Source organism: Hominenteromicrobium mulieris, from assembly GCF_046197855.1.
Lineage (GTDB): Bacteria > Bacillota > Clostridia > Oscillospirales > Acutalibacteraceae > Hominenteromicrobium > Hominenteromicrobium mulieris.
The window spans coordinates 1128506-1145094 of the sequence record NZ_CP173188.1; the positions used below are offsets into that span (position 1 = coordinate 1128506).

At 54.9% G+C, this 16589-nt stretch carries 16 protein-coding genes; 11 read left to right on the plus strand and 5 right to left on the minus strand.

The genetic code is table 11. The annotated features are described in order from the left end of the window. Positions 1-152: 152 nt before the first annotated feature. Together ACI0CA_RS05355 and ACI0CA_RS05360 are read left to right on the plus strand one after the other, a co-directional pair. Entirely contained in the window at positions 153-821 is a 669-nt protein-coding gene (locus ACI0CA_RS05355; RefSeq protein WP_308449715.1) for an AlkZ-related protein, read from the plus strand. A 15-nt stretch (positions 822-836) separates the two neighbouring features. Then, a complete protein-coding gene (locus tag ACI0CA_RS05360) occupies positions 837-1865 on the plus strand; it encodes a zinc-dependent alcohol dehydrogenase (RefSeq protein WP_308449716.1) in 1029 nt (342 codons plus the stop codon). Positions 1866-1927: 62 nt separating this feature from the next. Here ACI0CA_RS05360 and ACI0CA_RS05365 read toward each other — a convergent pair whose 3' ends face one another. Then, positions 1928-3058 (minus strand): aldo/keto reductase, encoded by a 1131-nt coding sequence (locus ACI0CA_RS05365; protein ID WP_308449717.1) that lies wholly within the window; start codon positions 3056-3058, stop codon positions 1928-1930. Positions 3059-3314: 256 nt separating this feature from the next. Between ACI0CA_RS05365 and ACI0CA_RS05370 the strand changes: the two genes are divergently transcribed. From ACI0CA_RS05370 to ACI0CA_RS05390, 5 genes are all read left to right on the plus strand, one after another. Next, complete coding sequence (locus ACI0CA_RS05370; RefSeq protein ID WP_417115090.1) at positions 3315-3647, plus strand: DUF2752 domain-containing protein; 333 nt, start codon at positions 3315-3317, stop codon at positions 3645-3647. A gap of 84 nt (positions 3648-3731) precedes the next feature. Beyond that, the gene (locus ACI0CA_RS05375; protein WP_308449719.1) at positions 3732-4301 is read left to right on the plus strand and encodes a hydrolase; all 570 of its coding nucleotides are present in this window, start codon (positions 3732-3734) and stop codon (positions 4299-4301) included. 32 nt (positions 4302-4333) lie between these two features. Further along, a complete protein-coding gene (hydE, locus tag ACI0CA_RS05380; RefSeq protein WP_308449720.1) occupies positions 4334-5380 on the plus strand; it encodes a [FeFe] hydrogenase H-cluster radical SAM maturase HydE in 1047 nt (348 codons plus the stop codon). A 21-nt stretch (positions 5381-5401) separates the two neighbouring features. Further along, positions 5402-6484: a tRNA 2-thiouridine(34) synthase MnmA gene (gene mnmA / locus ACI0CA_RS05385; protein ID WP_412264431.1), complete on the plus strand. Its 1083-nt coding sequence runs from the start codon at positions 5402-5404 to the stop codon at positions 6482-6484. A gap of 53 nt (positions 6485-6537) precedes the next feature. Next, a complete protein-coding gene (locus ACI0CA_RS05390; protein WP_308449722.1) occupies positions 6538-7278 on the plus strand; it encodes an AAC(3) family N-acetyltransferase in 741 nt (246 codons plus the stop codon). A gap of 85 nt (positions 7279-7363) precedes the next feature. On the opposite strand, the gene tsaD is transcribed toward ACI0CA_RS05390, so the two are convergent. The 4 genes from tsaD to ACI0CA_RS05410 all read right to left on the minus strand — a co-directional run bounded on the left by tsaD (position 7364) and on the right by ACI0CA_RS05410 (position 10901). Then, complete coding sequence (gene tsaD / locus ACI0CA_RS05395; RefSeq protein WP_308449723.1) at positions 7364-8374, minus strand: tRNA (adenosine(37)-N6)-threonylcarbamoyltransferase complex transferase subunit TsaD; 1011 nt, start codon at positions 8372-8374, stop codon at positions 7364-7366. A gap of 52 nt (positions 8375-8426) precedes the next feature. Further along, on the minus strand, positions 8427-9245 hold the full coding sequence (locus tag ACI0CA_RS05400; protein ID WP_308449724.1) for a PIG-L deacetylase family protein: 819 nt from the start codon (positions 9243-9245) through the stop codon (positions 8427-8429). A 520-nt stretch (positions 9246-9765) separates the two neighbouring features. Further along, the gene (locus tag ACI0CA_RS05405) at positions 9766-10617 is read right to left on the minus strand and encodes an IS3 family transposase (RefSeq protein ID WP_395507468.1); all 852 of its coding nucleotides are present in this window, start codon (positions 10615-10617) and stop codon (positions 9766-9768) included. Then, on the minus strand, positions 10614-10901 hold the full coding sequence (locus ACI0CA_RS05410) for an imidazolonepropionase (protein ID WP_395507467.1): 288 nt from the start codon (positions 10899-10901) through the stop codon (positions 10614-10616). Before ACI0CA_RS05410 ends, ACI0CA_RS05405 begins: the two co-directional genes overlap by 4 nt. A 150-nt stretch (positions 10902-11051) precedes the next feature. Here ACI0CA_RS05410 and lysS point away from each other — a divergent pair, with 150 nt between their 5' ends. From lysS to ACI0CA_RS05430, 4 genes are all read left to right on the plus strand, one after another. After that, on the plus strand, positions 11052-12518 hold the full coding sequence (lysS, locus tag ACI0CA_RS05415) for a lysine--tRNA ligase (RefSeq protein ID WP_308448078.1): 1467 nt from the start codon (positions 11052-11054) through the stop codon (positions 12516-12518). Positions 12519-12630: 112 nt separating this feature from the next. Further along, complete coding sequence (locus tag ACI0CA_RS05420; protein WP_308448079.1) at positions 12631-13506, plus strand: methylenetetrahydrofolate reductase; 876 nt, start codon at positions 12631-12633, stop codon at positions 13504-13506. Further along, positions 13493-14131: a vitamin B12 dependent-methionine synthase activation domain-containing protein gene (locus ACI0CA_RS05425; protein WP_308448080.1), complete on the plus strand. Its 639-nt coding sequence runs from the start codon at positions 13493-13495 to the stop codon at positions 14129-14131. The genes ACI0CA_RS05420 and ACI0CA_RS05425 overlap by 14 nt, the downstream gene beginning before the upstream one ends. 24 nt (positions 14132-14155) lie before the next feature. Further along, entirely contained in the window at positions 14156-16558 is a 2403-nt protein-coding gene (locus ACI0CA_RS05430) for a homocysteine S-methyltransferase family protein (protein WP_446806485.1), read from the plus strand. Positions 16559-16589 lie beyond the last annotated feature (31 nt).

The following is a 16589-nucleotide window of genomic DNA, read 5'->3' on the forward strand; positions in this document are numbered from 1 at the left end:
TCGCATCCCTTTCCGAATAAAACCACAACGATAGCTTGCAGAAAATGCAGACTATTTTTGTTTATATGCGCCTAAAATTAAACAGCATATCTTGATTTTGTGGTGAAAACACGCTATACTGGAAGCGATATAAAGAAAAGAGGGCGTGGAAAATGAAACGGAAATTGGAGAGTATGGAAGACCTTTTGCAGGCGGTGGAATACTACGGTTTTCTGCCGTTTTTTCCGAATGACATTCCGGGCTTTTCGGTGGAGGAGATGTGCGCGCCGGCGTATTGGTTCGCTGAAGACCGCGACGGACCTTGGGAGTGGAAAGGCCCGGCGGCGCAGACGAAGCGCTGCGCGTACGGCAAGTTTTTCCGGAAAAAAGCGGGGTTTGTCAGCCGGGAATGGCTGCCGGAGCTTGTAAATTTCCGCCGTGACGGCTATGATTTTGACGCGCGCTGTGATGACGGACTGGTGTTCCACAAGGACGAGGAGCTGTATAATACAGTCAATGCGGAGGGCGAAATTCTTTCAAAATTCCTCAAAAAGAAGCTCGATTACCGCAAAGGCGGCAACACGGGCTTTGAAACGTGCATCACGCGGCTGCAAATGCAGACGTATTTGTGCGTTTCGGATTTTATCCGCCTGAAGGATAAAAACGGCAGGCCCTACGGCTGGGCGGTGGCGCAGTACACGACGCCGGAGCATTTATTCGGGTACGATTATGTGACGTCTGCGTATAAGAGCGAACCGAAGGACTCCGAAGAAAAAATGATTGCACACCTTAAAAAACTGCTTCCGGCGACGGAAGTGCAGATACGAAAATTACTAAAGTAGTTGGGAGGAAAGCGTATGCTTCAGCAAGTTATGACAGAGCCGGGCAAGATCATTTTCCGGGAAATTCCCGTGCCGGAAATCGGGGACGGGCAGGTGCTGGTGAAAATTATGGACATCGGCGTTTGCGGATCGGACATCCACGTGTACCACGGCAAGCATCCTTTCACGAAATACCCCGTGACGCAGGGACATGAGGTCTCGGGTGAAATTGTAAAGTGCGGTGCGAATGTCGAAGGGCTTACCGTCGGGCAGAAAGTGACGATTGAGCCGCAGGTGTACTGCGGCAAGTGCTATCCGTGTCGGCACGGCAAGTACAACCTGTGCGAGGAACTGAAAGTCATGGGCTTCCAGACGACGGGCACGGCTTCCGAATTTTTTGCGGTGGACGCAAAGAAAGTGACACCAATCCCTAAAAGCATGAGCTTTGAAGAGGGCGCGATGCTGGAGCCGCTTGCAGTGGCGGTGCACGCCGTGCGGCAGATGGGCGACGTGACCGGCATGAACATTGCGGTGCTCGGTGCGGGGCCGATCGGCAACCTTGTGGCGCAGGCGGCAAAAGGCCTTGGCGCGGCGAAGGTGATGATTACAGACGTGAGCGACTACCGTTTGGAGAAAGCCAAGGAATGCGGCGTGGACGTTTGCGTGAACACGAAGGAGAAGAACTTTGGCGAGGCGCTCGTTGAAGCGTTTGGCCCGGACAAGGCGGACGTCATTTATGACTGCGCGGGCAACAACATGACGATGGGGCAGGCCATTCAGTATGCGCGCAAGGGTAGCGTGATTGTGCTTGTGGCAGTGTTTGCCGACATGGCGACTGTTGATCTGGCCGTGGCGAACGACCACGAGCTTGATATTAAGAGCACGATGATGTACCGCCACGAGGACTACGTGGGCGCGATAGAGCTGGTGGAAGCGGGTAAAGTGCAGTTAAAGCCGCTTATCTCGAAAATTTTCCCGTTTGCGCAGTACCTTGACGCGTATAAATACATTGACGCGAACCGCGAGACGACGATGAAGGTCATCATTGCCGTGCAGGAAAAATAAACGGAAAAAGACCGGGAAACACGCGCTGTGCTTCCCGGTCGATTTTATGTCGTGGTTTTTACTCAGCTTTCAAACAGCTTTGCGGCATCTTCGAGCTCTTCGATGATGTGGATGTGCTGCGGGCAGTGCGCTTCGCAGGAACCGCAATGGAGACATTCGCTTGCCTTGCCGCCTTCGCGTGTTGCGGATTCGTAGCCGCTGCGATCGACATTATCCTCGGAGCCGAACTGCTTCTGGTGGTTTACGGCACGGAAAATGTCCGGGATGTGGATCTGCATGGGACAGTCGTCTACGCAGTACCGGCAGCCGGTACATGGAATGGTGGGAATGGCGTTGAGTTTTTCGACGACGGTTTTCAGCACCTCGTGCTCCTTGTCACTGAGCGGCTCAAAGTGCTCCATGTAGGAAACGTTATCGTCAAGCTGCGCTTTGGTGCTCATACCGGAGAGCACGGTGAGGATGTTATCGAGACCTGCGCAGAAACGGACAGCCCAAGACGGGATGGAAAGATCAGGATTCTGTGCCTTCATGATGCCCTGAATTTCGTTGTTCATGCTTGCGAGGGAACCGCCCTTGACCGGCTCCATAACGATGATGGGTTTATTGTGCTTGACGGCGACCTCGTAGCACTTTCTGGACTGCACGTTATCGTTTTCCCAGTCGATGTAGTTGAGCTGGAGTTGGACGAATTCGACTTCCGGGTGCTTGGTGAGCGCTTCGTCGAGCACTTCCGCGCTGTCGTGGAACGAGAATCCGCAGTGCTTGATTTTGCCCTGTGCTTTCATCTTGAAAAGGAAGTCCCACGCGCCGATGCGGTCGGCTTTCTCGAACTTCGCTTTGTCCATGGAGTGCAGCAGGTAGTAATCGAAATACTCGACACCTGCGCGTTCCATAGATTCATCGAAAATGCGCTGCATGTCGGCTTCCGTCTCTATGTTGTCCCAAAGGGGTAGCTTTGTAGCGAGCGTGAAGCTGTCACGCGGGTAGCGCTTCACAATGGCTTCGCGCGCTGCGACTTCACTTTTACCGTTGATGTATACGTATGCGGTGTCAAAATACGTAAAGCCTTTTGCCATGAAAGTATCGACCATGGCTTTCACTTGCTCCATATCGATCTCGTCGCCGATCATCGGCAGACGCATGAGGCCGAAACCGAGCTTCGGGGTCGTATCGCCAAGATAACCAGTGTTCATTTTGAATTCCTCCCGAGAATAGTTGTGCCGTTTCGTACAACACATTAAAGTTTACTACAAGTTTGATTATATCACAAAACACAGAAATTGCAAGAAGTTTTTTCGAAAATGCAAACACTTTTTACATAAAGTGTGCAAAAGATAAACAAACTTGCAGCGCTTGACGGTATTCTGCTTTTGCAGTACAATAGAAATGTTAAGTTTAAAAGGAGAGCGAGATATGAGCGGGGAGAGACAAAAACGGATTAAGCGGGCCTTGGCAGCGGTTTTCGGTGCTGCGGCTGTGCTTGTCGTTTTGTATATTCTTCGTCCGCCGTGCCTCGTCCGCAAGGTTTTCGGCGTGCTGTGTCCTTCCTGCGGAACGACACGGATGATCGCAGCGCTTTTGCAATTGGACTTTGCCGGTGCGTGGGCGCTGAACCCCTTTATGCTGTTCTTTTTGCCGTTTGCGCTCCTTTGGGGCGTTTTGGAAGCGGTGCGGTACGCAAAGGGTAAACCGCCGCTGCTTTTTAAGCGCTTTTCCGTTGCGCTGTGGGCGGCGTGGTTCCTCTCGGCGCTCATTTTCGGCGTATGGCGCAACTTCGCTTAATTTCCTTGACAAAGCGACGCTTCGTGTGTAAAATCAAAGCATAGTAAAACCGTATGCTTTTAGATTTTTACGAAGGGATGAAAAATGGCAAAGGAAATCACAAGGGAAGAAGCGTGGGCACTGCTCACGGAGTACAACAAAGAGCCGTTCCATTTGAAGCACGGCGAGACCGTGGAGGGCGTGATGCGTTGGTACGCGGAAAAGCTCGGCTACGGCGATGAAGTCGATTTTTGGGGCATTGTGGGGCTTTTGCACGACCTCGACTTCGAGCAGTTCCCGGAGCAGCACTGCATTAAATCGCAGGAGATCATGCGCGAGCGCGGGCTTAGCGAGCGCCTTATCCACGCAACGGCGAGCCACGGCTATTTGCTGACGGTGGACATTGCGCCCGAGCACGAGATGGAAAAGGTGCTGTACGCCGTGGACGAGCTGACGGGGCTCATCGGTGCGGTGGCGCTGATGCGTCCGTCGAAAAGCACGCTCGACTTGGAGCTTAAATCCGTAAAGAAAAAATACAAGGCGCTCAACTTTGCCGCGGGCTGCTCCCGTGAGGTCATTCAGCGCGGTGCAGATATGCTGGGCTGGACGCTCGACGACCTCATTTCCGACACGATCCTTGCGATGCGCACGCTGGAAAAGCCGCAGGCGGAGTGAGCGACACCGAATTTAAAGAAAGGCGGAATTTCATGACCGCAAATGAAATTAACGCTTTGGTCGACCGTCTGCGCGAGCAGCGTAACCTCAGCGATGCGGAATTTAAGACGATTTTGGAGACCGATGCCTATGACGCGGCGCTGCAAAAGGCCGCGGACGAGGTGCGCCGCACGCACTACGGCACGGACGTGTACGTGCGCGGACTCATTGAGTTTACGAATTACTGCAAAAATAACTGTTACTATTGTGGCATCCGTCGGGATAACCGAAACGTGACGCGATACCGTTTGACGAAAGAGGAGATTCTTTCCTGCTGCGCGGAGGGGTACGACCTCGGCTTTCGCACGTTCGTTTTGCAGGGCGGCGAGGACCCGTTTTACACGGATGATCTCATCTGCGAGATCGTCGCGGCCATCCATGCGCAGCACCCGGACTGCGCCATTACGCTTTCCATCGGCGAAAAGAGCCGCGAAAGCTACCGGAAGTATTTTGATGCGGGCGCAAACCGCTATCTTTTGCGTCATGAGACGGCCGATCCCGAGCATTACGGCAAGCTGCACCCGAATGAATTGAGCGCTTTACACCGGCAAGCATGTCTTTTTGATCTAAAGGACATCGGGTATCAGGTAGGTTCCGGCTTTATGGTGGGTTCGCCGTATCAGACGACGGAGAATCTTATTTCTGACCTGCGCTTTTTGCAGAAGTTGCAGCCGGACATGATCGGCATCGGGCCGTATATCACGCACGCGCAGACGCCGTTTGCAAACGAAAAGAGCGGCTCGCTCGAGTTGACGCTGCGGCTCCTCTCAATATTACGTTTGTTGTTTCCGTATGCGCTTTTGCCGTCTACGACGGCGCTTGGCACCATTCACCCGCAAGGGCGCGAGCTGGGGCTGAAGGCGGGCGGAAATGTTGTGATGCCGAACCTTTCGCCGGTGCGCGTGCGAAAGCTTTATGAGCTGTATGAGAACAAGATCTGTACAGGGGAAGAGGCCGCGCAGTGCCGCGGGTGTCTGGAGCAGCGCGTGAAGTCGGCAGGCTATGAGATTGTCACCGCGCGCGGCGATGTGAAACGATAACGAAAGGGTTTTACCGAAACTATGTGTAAAAAAGCGATCATAGCCATGAGCGGCGGCGTGGATTCCAGTGTGGCGGCGCTGCTTATGAAAGAAAAGGGCTACACCTGCATGGGCGCGACCATGAAGCTGTACCAGAATGAGGACATCGGTCTGCGTCGCGAGCATACCTGCTGTTCGCTTGATGATGTAGAGGACGCGCGCAGTGTGGCGTATGCGCTTGACATGCCGTACTATGTGTTTAATTTTGCCGACCGCTTCAAAACGGATGTTATCGACAAGTTTGTGCACTCTTATGAAACGGGTGTGACGCCGAACCCGTGCATCGATTGCAACCGCTATTTGAAGTTTGATAAGCTGTTTCAGCGCATGGTTGAGCTGAATTATGATTATGTTGTCACGGGGCATTACGCGCAAATTGATTTTGACGAAAATACGGGGCGGTATCTCCTGAAAAAGGCCGTTGACCACAACAAAGACCAGAGCTATGTGCTGTGGTCGCTGACGCAGGAGCAGCTAAAGCACGTGCAGTTCCCGCTCGGCGGCATGGAGAAGTGTGAAGTGCGCGCGCTTGCGGAGGCGCACAATTTTATCAATGCGCGTAAGCACGACAGTCAGGACATCTGCTTTGTGCAGAACGGCTCATATGCCGATTTCATCGAGCAGTACACGGGCAAAACGTACCCGCCCGGGGATTTTGTGGACACAGATGGCAACGTGCTGGGGCAACACCGCGGCGTGATCCGCTACACGATCGGCCAGCGCAAGGGTCTGGGGCTCGCACTGCCGGCACCGCTGTATGTGAAATCGGTGGATATTGAAAAGAACACCGTGACGCTAAGCCCGGAAAGCGAACTTTTCAAAAAGGAGCTCACAGCGAGCGGCATTAATTTGATTTCCGTCGCGGAAATCAAGGAGCCGATGCACATTAAGGCGAAGGTGCGCTACCGCCAGCCCGAGCAGTGGGCGACCGTGACGCAGACAGGACCGGACAGCCTGAAGGTCGTCTTTGACGAGCCGCAGCGCGCCATCACCTGCGGGCAGTCCGTCGTGCTGTACGACGGCGACCGCGTTTTGGGCGGCGGGACGATTGATTCGGTGAAATAAAAAAGCCTGAACAAGCGCTGCTTGGGTATTGTTTTGTGGGGAGGAAAACTCAAATGAATGATGCGAAGAAGCTTTTGGCGGATATGAAAGCGCTGGGAATCAAAGAGGGTGAGACGATTTTGGTGCACGCATCGATGAAGGCGTTGGGGACAAAGGAGACGCCGGAGACGGTGCTCGACACGTTGCAGGCGGCGCTTGGCGACGACGGCACGCTTTTGCTGCCTGCGCTGACGTATGAGAACGTCACGCCGGAGCACCCGGTGTTTGACGCGGACAAAACCGTGCCGTGCATCGGGCTTTTGCCGCGCACGTTCTGGAGAATGCCGGGCGTGGTGCGCAGCGTGCACCCGACGCACTCCGTTTGTGTGCGCGGCAAGCGTGCTGCGGAGCTGACAGCATTGCATGGAGAGGACATCACCCCGGTGGGGAAGAACTCGCCGTTTATGAAGCTGCCGGAGATCGGCGGACGGCTGCTGTTTATCGGCGAGGTGCTTGACTGCTGCACGTTTATGCACGGCGTGGAGGAGCGCTTCGGCACGGACTACGTCTTGACGAAGGAGAAGATCCGCTACGTTGTGAACGGCGAGGAAAAGTACATGTACGGCCACGATTTTAAGGGCTTGGAGACGACGTACCGCCGCGTGAAGGAGATTCTGGACCCCGCGAAAAATGAGATCGTCACAGGGAAGATCGGCGACGCGGCGTGCTACCTCATCGACGCGAAAGCGCTTTTGAAGCGCGCGGAGGAAAAGCTGCGGGAGAACCAACACTGGTTTGTGGTGCCGCGGGAGTAAAACCAAACAGGCATAAAGAAACGACCCGAGACGGAGAAAAAATTCCGTTTGCGGGTCGTTTTTGGGTGTTGTGAAATTTGAAAACTCAGCCTAAGTCGATGGAGCGCTGGGCGCAGGCGTTCAGCTTCATGCCGGCGGTATGGCCGGCGAGATATTCGTAGTAGGCCTGTGCGCCGACCATGGCGGCGTTGTCGCCGGTGAGAGAGAGGTCGGGCATATAGAGCGTGCGGCCGGTACGCTTGCATTCTTCCGTGAGGCGGCGGCGCAGGAGCGCGTTTGCGGAGACGCCACCCGCGATGACGAGCTTTTTATGGCCGGTCTCGTCTGCGGCGTGCAGAAAGTTGCGCACGAGGCAATCGACAACGGCCTTGCGGTAAGAGGCGGAAAGATCGGCGATGTTGACGGTCTGGCCCTTTTGCTCGGCATTATGCAGAATGTTGATGACGGCGGTCTTGAGGCCGGAGAAGCTGAAATCGAGCGGGGCGCCGTCTACGGTCGGGCGCGGGAGCTTGAACGCTTTGTCGTTGCCGGTCTCAGCGAGTTTATCCATGGCGATGCCGCCGGGATAGGGCATGCCCATGGCGCGCGCAGCCTTATCGAACGCTTCGCCCGCGGCATCGTCACGCGTTTTTCCGAGGATGCGGAGCTTTGTGTAGTCCGTCACTTCGATGATGTGCGTGTGGCCGCCGGAGACGACAAGGCACAGGAACGGAGGCTCGAGTTCCGGGTTCGTGATGTAGTTTGACGCGATGTGGCTGCGCAGGTGGTGCACCGGGATGAGCGGTAAATTTGCAGAAAGAGAGAGGCCTTTCGCGAAATTTACGCCGACGAGCAGCGCACCGATGAGCCCCGGCGCGTAGGTGACGCCGATGGCATCGAGGTCGTCTACGGTGAGCTCGGCGCGCTCGAGTGCTTCACGCACGACGCCTACGATAGCTTCGCTGTGGCGGCGCGAGGCGATCTCCGGCACGACACCGCCGTATAACTTGTGTTCTTCTACCTGCGTTGCGACGACGCTGGAAAGCACGCGGCGGCCGTTTTCTACAACGGCTGCGGCGGTCTCATCGCAGGAGCTTTCAATGGCTAAAATTTTCATTTTTCTATCCTTTGGTCTTTGATTTGCGGGGTGAACCGCGGAAATATTCGGCTCAGTCGAGACCGATGAGCAGTTCTTTGAGCGCATCGGAAACAGGCGCGCCGTATTCGCTCACCTGCCAGCTTTCGGCAAAGCGAACGGTTTTTGCAAATTCTGCGCCGTACTGGCGGGTGAGGCACGCGAGCACGTCCTCGTCCACGTCGCCGCGGTCCCAGTTGAACGTACTGCGCAGGTACTCTACGCGCTCCTCGTGCGTTTTACCGGCGAGATCCACGTGGTCATCTGCCCACGGAAGCCAATCGAGAAACTGGGAGGCGTGGCAGCACTCGACGTGAAACAGCGTTTCGCGGTCGTCATCCGCCGGGCGGGCGAAATCGGAGCGGAACGGTTTGGGGTCGGTGAAGCCGTCTGCCCAGTAAAGAATGGTCGGCGTTTTGCGCAGCACGGGGGTATCCGGGCAAATAGCGGGCACGCCCATGAGATACGAGCAATCCTGCACGAGCTGGCCCGTAGCGCGGTGGTCGGGGTGATAATCGCACGCGCGGTTCGTGAAGATGACGTCCGGCTTAAAATTGCGGATGGTGCGCATGAGCGTTTCGCGCGCTTCGAGCGACGGGGTCAGGCGGCCGTCGTCGAACGGCAGAATTTCATAGGTGGCGCCGAGGTAGGCAGCGCTTTTTTGTGCTTCTGCCACGCGCGTTTTGATGAGTTCTTCGCCGCGCATGGTCTGGTGGCCTGCGTTGCCGGTCGTCATGGAGACAAAGCGGACAATGCAGCCCTTTGAAACCAAGCGCTTTGTGATGCCGCAGGTGCAGATATCGACATCGTCCGGGTGTGCGCCGATCATCATGGCGCGTAAAGGTTCTGACATAATAAGCCCTCCCAAGAGAAAATGAGATCAATACAACCGCCGCGGCTGTTCCGCGACTTTTCTCATTTATTTTAGCACAAGGCAGGCGCGAAAACAAGCCCGCACAACGTGCAAAGCGAGGAAAATGCGCGGGGATGAAAATTTTCTCTTTACTTTTTGAAAACCGTGTGCTATACTCCGTTTTAACAAGCGATGAAGAGTGACAGTAGGGATCCGGGAATGGCACAGAGAGCCCCGTAAGCTGCGATGGGGTGCAGGAACGGATCACCGAACAAAGCCTTGGAGCTGCATACCGACTGCGTTTTTGCGCTGAGACTATGCCGGGCGTGCCCGTTACAGCACAGGAGTATCGATGTTTTCCGTACTTTTCCTGCGGCGAAGTCTGTACTTGCAAAGGCGTGCGTCGTGAGGCGCGGGCAAACTAAGGTGGTACCACGGGTTATTGTATCCCGTCCTTGGAAACTGAACCGCACCAGATTATGCGGACAGCACTAAAAGCCCCCATGTAGGATATTGAGTTTTAAGCGGAGTGGCGCAGCGACAGCGGTGCCACTCCCGTTTTTGTTTGGATGCGTTCGTGGTTATAGAAGTAAATATACCTGTCGATCAGTTCGTTTGCTTCTTGGAACGTCTTTGGCTTGTGGCGGTAGATGCACTCTGTTTTCAGAATGGAGAAGAAATTTTCTGCCATGGCATTGTCATAAGGATTTCCTTTCCTTGACATGGACGGCGTTATGCCGTAAGATTGTGTTAGCTTGAAGTATGCTTGCGATGTGTATTGAAAGCCTTGGTCGCTGTGGAGCTGCAACTCCGCAGCGACTTTCTCTTTCTTCATTGCCAGACGAATCGTGTCCAGAACAAGATTCACAGTCTGCCGACTTGCAGTCTTGTAGGCCACAATACTGTTGTCATACAGATCTCGGATCATGGACAGATATAAAATGCCTTCTTTTGTGTGGATGTAAGAAATGTCCGTGACCCATTTCTCGTTTGGCCTGACCGCCCGGAACTGTCTGTTCAACAGATTTTCGTATTTGTGTACCTGCTGACCAAGATTTACCCATTGGCGGCGTCGGCGAACCTCAGACAATAATCCATATTTTTTCATGATTCTGAGCACAGTCTTCGGATCTCTTTGAATATTTCTGCCTTTTAACCACTTCCATACACGTCGATAGCCATAGGTCTTATCTGTCCTGCGCTGACATTCCTCGATTTCCTTTGCCACAACAGCATCGCGATCCGTCTCTCCCAGACGCTTTTTAAAGCAGTAGTAACCACTTCTGGATACCCCGAAGAATTTGCACATAACAGATATTGGGTATTCTCCCCGGTGACGGTGAATGACGGCGTACTTTGCCTTTGGCCTCACTTCCTTTCTGTGGACTGCAGAAAATCCTGCAGTAATTTCACTTCCATCTTGAGCCGCTTATTCTCATACTTATATTCCTGCAGCGTCTTTGCAGGCTTCCTGCCACGAAACTTCGGCGCACCCTTGGCGGCTTTTTTGCGTTGCCGCTTCAGCAGATTGTGAACCGGACGGTCTCCCTCCAAGCCAAGTTCCGCTTCGATTTCCCTGTGGTTCTTCCCTGATTCTAACATCTTTTCTATGGTCGGTAGTAGAACCTGCATATTGGTGTATCTTCGTTTGCTCATAATGAATCCCCCCTGATGTACTTATTATCCTACATCAGGGGGGATTTTGTCTATTGTCCTGTTTTACTGGTTCTGTTCAAAAGTGAACGGGATTTTTTACGCTCTAAATTTCCCGCCCGATGAAAATAACAGCACGAAAGGGTGTAGAAAATGAGCGAAAACACGTTATTGGAAGCAAGAAAGGCAAAGTTTCATTATGTACGGGAGCACGTGAACCCGTACCCGGAGCGCTATGCGCAAACGCATGAGCTGTGCGAGGCGGCAAAGCTGCCGGACGGGGTGCAGGACGTGTGCGTTGCAGGGCGTGTGACAGCCATTCGACGCATGGGGAAGCTCTCGTTTGTGACGCTCTCCGATATGGAGGGCAAGCTGCAAATTGCCGTGATGCGCGACGAAGTGGGCGAGGACACGTATGACTTTTTCAAGAGGGGCTTTGACGTAGGCGACTTTATGGGCGCGGAGGGCGAGATGTTCACGACAAAGGTGGGCGAAAAGACGCTGCGCGCGAAGTGCATCACGTTTTTAGGCAAGGCGTTCCGTCCGCTGCCGGAGAAGTTCCACAGTATTCAGGACACAGAGCTTTGTTGGCGCAGGCGGTACCTCGATTTGTGCATGAACGGGGAAACGCGCAGGCGGTTCCTTTTCAAGTCGCAGCTTGTGCGGGAGATTCGGCGGTATTTGGAGGACAACGGCTACATCGAAATTGAAACGCCGGTGCTCATCGATCATCCGTCCGGCGCGACGGCGCGGCCGTTTGTTGCGCACCACAATGCGCTTGACATGGACGTTTATCTGCGCATTGCGCCGGAGACGTATTTGAAGCGTGCCATTGTGGGTGGGTTTACGAAGGTGTTTGAGTTTGCGCGGTGCTTTCGGAATGAAGGCATGGACACGACGCATTTGCAGGATTTTACGATGCTGGAGGGCTACTGCGCGTACTATAACTACCGCGACAACATGCGCTTTTTGCAGGACATGCTGCAAACGGTCATCACGAAGATTCGGGGCAGCGCGGTCATCTCCATTAACGGCACCGAGATCGATTTCGGCGCGGAATGGGCGGTGGTGACGTTCCGCGAGCTCATTTTAAAGGACTGCGGCATTGACATTGACGAGTTTAAGACGGCGGAGGCTTTATTGCAGGAAATTGAAAGCCGACACATTGAATTAAACTCCACCGACGACCCGAAGAAGCTTGGGCGCGGAAACCTCATCGATTTATTATACAAGAAGGTGAGCCGCCCGAAGATGATCGCGCCGACGTTTCTCATTGCGCACCCGACGGACTTGTCGCCGCTGGCGCGCGCGAATGATGATGATCCGGAGATTACGGACCGCTTTCAACTTGTCATCAACGGCGCGGAGATCATCAACGCGTACTCGGAGCTTGTGGACCCCAATGAGCAGCGCCGCAGACTGCAAATTCAGGCGCAGAGCCACGCGGACGGCGACGAGGAAGCTATGGTGATGGATGACGACTATTTGACGGCGATGGAATACGGCATGCCGCCCATTTCCGGCTGGGGCATGGGCATTGACCGCGTTTTGCAGGTTTTGCTCGGCACGAGGAATATCCGCGACACGGTGATGTTCCCACTGATGCGGCCGGAACCGTAAGCGGAAAAAACAGCGAAATTCTGCATTTTCAAATTGCGTTTCCTGCATTTTTATGCTATACTTTAACGGTATATCAATGAAAATATGAAACCGATACAGAAAGTGATGACTTATGAGAATTTCCGATATTTTGAAGACCAACAAGGTGACGGTCTCTTGCGAGATGTTCCCGCCGAAGCCGGGCAAGCCATTGGAAAACACACAGCAGGTGGTGCATGAGATCGCGGCACATAAGCCCTCTTTTATGAGCGTGACCTACGGCGCGGGCGGCTCCAACTCCAAAAACACACTGTCCATTGCAGAAGAGGTGCAGAAAAGCGGCGTTACGGCGCTGGCACATTTGACGTGTGTGGGACAGGACGAAGAGAACCTCAGAGCGTCCATCAATGCGTTTAAGGCGAGCGGCATTGAGAATATTCTGGCGCTGCGCGGCGATATTCCGGAGGGTGATACGGCGCCGCAGACGTTCCCGCACGCGAGCGACCTCATCAATGCCATTCGCCGCGAGGGTGCGGATTTCTGCATCGGCGGCGCATGTTACCCGGAGGGACACCCGGAATCGTACAACAGCGACGCGGATATTGACGGCGTGCGCCGCAAGGTGGAAAGCGGCTGCGAGTTTTTAACGACGCAGATGTTCTTTGACAACAACATTCTTTATAATTATATGTTCAAGCTCCTGCGCCACGACATTCGCGTGCCGGTCATTGCGGGCATTATGCCGGTGACGAACGCGAAGCAGATTAAGCGCATCATGAGCCTTTCGAGTTCTTCTATGCCGACGCGCTTTAAGGCGATCGTCGATCGTTTTGCGAACAACCCGGAGGCGATGAAGCAGGCGGGCATTGCGTACGCGACCGAGCAGATTATCGACCTCATCGCGAATGACGTGACGCATATTCATATCTACACGATGAACCGCCCGGACATTGCGGGCAGCATCATGACGAACCTTTCAAAGATCATTGACGGCTATGAAGCTGAATGAGAAAGAGGCGCTGCGCTATCTTGGCTTTCGCGGGAAGCCGGCCGATGCAGACACCGATGAGATGATTCGCGAGATCGGCGGCGAGATGCTGCGCACGCTCATGCCGAAATGCGTATATAAAAGATACGACATAAAAGTACTTGAGAACGCGGTGGAGCTGGACGGCTGGCGCATCGAGAGCATAAAGCTTTCACGCCATTTACGCGGCTGCAAGGCAGCGTATTTGTTTGCGGCGACGCTGGGTTTGCAGGCCGATATGATGATACGGCGGTTATCCGCGCTCAATATGGCGCGCGGCACGGTGGCGCATTCCGTTGCGAATGCGCTCATTGAAGACTACTGTGACGAAATGCAGGCGCAGATCGCGGAAAAGGAAGCCGCAGCGGGCTTATTTTTGAAGCCGCGCTATTCGCCGGGGTACGGCGACTTTGCGCTCGAAAGCCAAAAAGAGATCTTTGCGCGGCTGGAATGTGCAAAGCGCATTGGGCTGACGCTGACGGACACCATGCTGATGGTGCCGTTTAAATCCGTGACGGCGGTCATCGGCGTGACGGACGCGCCGACATGCACATACGTAAAGTGCCGCGGCTGCGCGAACACCGACTGCGAGTTCCGCGAAATCTGACGCGCAGAGAAAGGGAGAAAATTTATGCATCCTGTTATAGGACGATTCGGAAAATCTGTTGTCATTGTGGACGGCGGCATGGGCACACTTTTGCAGGCAAACGGCCTTATGGGCGGCGAGCTGCCGGAGCTTTGGAACCTGACACACCCCGAGGTGCTTTTGAAAATTCAGTCCGACTACGTGAACGCGGGCTGCGATATTTTGACGGCGAACATGTTCGGCGCGAACCGTTTAAAACTGGAAAAGACGGGCCACACCGTGCAGGAGGTCGTCTCACAGGCATTGAAGCTTGCACACACGGCGAGCGGCGGCAAGGCGGCGGTGGCGCTCGACATCGGCCCCTCCGGCAAGCTTTTGAAGCCGTTCGGTGATTTGGCGTTTGATGACGCGTACGAGCTTTTTAAAGAGGAAATTATCGCAGGCAGGGACAACGCCGACCTCGTGATCATCGAGACGATGAGCGACGCCTACGAAGCGAAGGCGGCGCTGCTGGCGGCAAAGGAAAACTGTGACCTGCCAGTCGTTGTAACGTTTACGTTTGACAGCACGGGAAAGCTCTTGACGGGCAGCAACATCCCGGCGGCGCTGCTGCTGGCGGAGAGCCTCGGTGCGGACGCGGTGGGCATCAACTGCAGCCTCGGCCCGGAGCAGATGGAAAGCTTTGTCGATGAAATGCTGACGCTGACGAATTTGCCCATTGTCATCAACCCAAACGCCGGTCTGCCGGTTTCCGTGAACGGCGAGACCTCGTACCCCGTGGGGCCGGAGGAATTTTACGCGTACATGGAGCGCTTTGCGGAGAAAGGCGCGGCGATTCTCGGCGGCTGCTGCGGCACGACGCCGGAGCATATCCGACTGCTGGCAGAACGCCTGAAAAACAAACCGGTGAAGGAGCGTCACATTGAAAAGAAGACCGTGGTGTCCTCGTATACGCATACGGTGACGTTCGGTGCACGGCCGATTTTGATTGGCGAGCGCATCAACCCGACGGGCAAGCCGCGCTTAAAGCAGGCTTTGCGCGAAGGCGATTTGGAATATCTGTGCCGTGAGGGCATTGCGCAGACGGAACACGGCGCGGACATTCTGGACGTGAACGTTGGTCTGCCGGAGCTTGACGAGCCCGCGGTGATGGAAAAGGCCATCATCAACTTGCAGAGCGTGACGAACACGCCTTTGCAGATCGATACCTCGAACGTGGAGGCCATGGAGTGTGCGCTGCGTATTTATAACGGCAAGCCGCTTGTGAACTCCGTGAACGGCAAAGAGGAATCGCTGCACACGGTACTGCCGCTTGTGAAAAAGTACGGTGCTGCGGTGGTTGCCTTGACGCTCGACGAAAAGGGCATCCCGGCTTCTGCTGCGGAGCGTGTGGCGATTGCGGAGAAGATTTTGAAAACGGCGGAAAGCTACGGCATCGACCGCAGCGACGTGATTATGGACACGCTTGCAATGACGGTGAGCACGGGCGCGGATAACGCGATGATCACGCTCGATGCGCTTGACACCATCCGCCACAAGCTCGGCGTGCATACGGTGCTCGGCGTTTCCAATATTTCGTTCGGTCTGCCGCGCCGCGAGCTGGTGACCTCCACGTTCTTCGCGATGGCGATGCAGCGCGGATTAAGCTCCGGCATCATCAACCCGCTGAGCGACGAGCTGATGAAGGCGTACCGCTCGTTCTGCGCGCTGATGGGCATAGACGTGGGCTGCAAGGCGTATATCGAAGCGTATGCGAACACCACGGCGGCACCGGACGTGCGCACGGGCGCCGCGCAGCAGAGCGCAGGCGGGTCTGCCGAAAGCGTTTCGCTGCACCGCGCCATTGTGAAAGGCCTGCGCGAGCAGGCGGGACAGCTGACGGACGAGATGTTGAAAACGACGCCGCCGCTGGAAATCATCAACGGTGAGCTTATCCCGGCGCTCGACGAAGTGGGGCAGGGCTTTGAAAAAAATACGGTGTTCCTGCCGCAGCTTCTCATGAGCGCAGACGCAGCGAAGGAAGCGTTTGAGCGCATCAAGCAGAATCTTGCGAAAAAGGGCATTCAGGAGGAAAAGAAGGGTACCATCATCCTTGCGACCGTGAAGGGCGACATTCACGATATCGGCAAGAACATTGTGAAGGTGCTGCTTGAAAACTACGGCTTTGACGTACTCGACCTCGGTAAGGACGTGCCGCCGGAGATCATTGTGCAGACGGCGATCGAGAAAAACGTGCGCCTTGTGGGGCTTTCTGCCCTGATGACGACGACGGTGGAGAGCATGGCGGAGACGATCCGCCAGCTGCGCAAAGCGCATGACTGCAAGGTCATGGTGGGCGGCGCGGTGCTGAACCCCGAGTACGCTAAGGAGATTGGCGCGGATTTCTACTCCAAAGATGCGATGGGCAGTGTGCGCTACGCGGAAAAGGTGTTTAACGGCGAAGTGTAAAAACAATCAGAGCATAGAAAAAGGACGGCAG

Bases quoted from the DNA above. Each gene is read 5' to 3' on its own strand.
- ACI0CA_RS05355 (WP_308449715.1), top strand. From the start codon at position 153: ATGAAACGGAAATTGGAGAGTATGGAAGACCTTTTGCAGGCGGTGGAA.
- ACI0CA_RS05360 (WP_308449716.1), top strand. From the start codon at position 837: ATGCTTCAGCAAGTTATGACAGAGCCGGGCAAGATCATTTTCCGGGAA.
- ACI0CA_RS05365 (WP_308449717.1), bottom strand. From the start codon at position 3,058: ATGAACACTGGTTATCTTGGCGATACGACCCCGAAGCTCGGTTTCGGC.
- ACI0CA_RS05375 (WP_308449719.1), top strand. From the start codon at position 3,732: ATGGCAAAGGAAATCACAAGGGAAGAAGCGTGGGCACTGCTCACGGAG.
- hydE (WP_308449720.1), top strand. From the start codon at position 4,334: ATGACCGCAAATGAAATTAACGCTTTGGTCGACCGTCTGCGCGAGCAG.
- mnmA (WP_412264431.1), top strand. From the start codon at position 5,402: ATGTGTAAAAAAGCGATCATAGCCATGAGCGGCGGCGTGGATTCCAGT.
- ACI0CA_RS05390 (WP_308449722.1), top strand. From the start codon at position 6,538: ATGAATGATGCGAAGAAGCTTTTGGCGGATATGAAAGCGCTGGGAATC.
- tsaD (WP_308449723.1), bottom strand. From the start codon at position 8,374: ATGAAAATTTTAGCCATTGAAAGCTCCTGCGATGAGACCGCCGCAGCC.
- ACI0CA_RS05400 (WP_308449724.1), bottom strand. From the start codon at position 9,245: ATGTCAGAACCTTTACGCGCCATGATGATCGGCGCACACCCGGACGAT.
- ACI0CA_RS05410 (WP_395507467.1), bottom strand. From the start codon at position 10,901: ATGAGCAAACGAAGATACACCAATATGCAGGTTCTACTACCGACCATA.
- lysS (WP_308448078.1), top strand. From the start codon at position 11,052: ATGAGCGAAAACACGTTATTGGAAGCAAGAAAGGCAAAGTTTCATTAT.
- ACI0CA_RS05420 (WP_308448079.1), top strand. From the start codon at position 12,631: ATGAGAATTTCCGATATTTTGAAGACCAACAAGGTGACGGTCTCTTGC.
- ACI0CA_RS05425 (WP_308448080.1), top strand. From the start codon at position 13,493: ATGAAGCTGAATGAGAAAGAGGCGCTGCGCTATCTTGGCTTTCGCGGG.
- ACI0CA_RS05430 (WP_446806485.1), top strand. From the start codon at position 14,156: ATGCATCCTGTTATAGGACGATTCGGAAAATCTGTTGTCATTGTGGAC.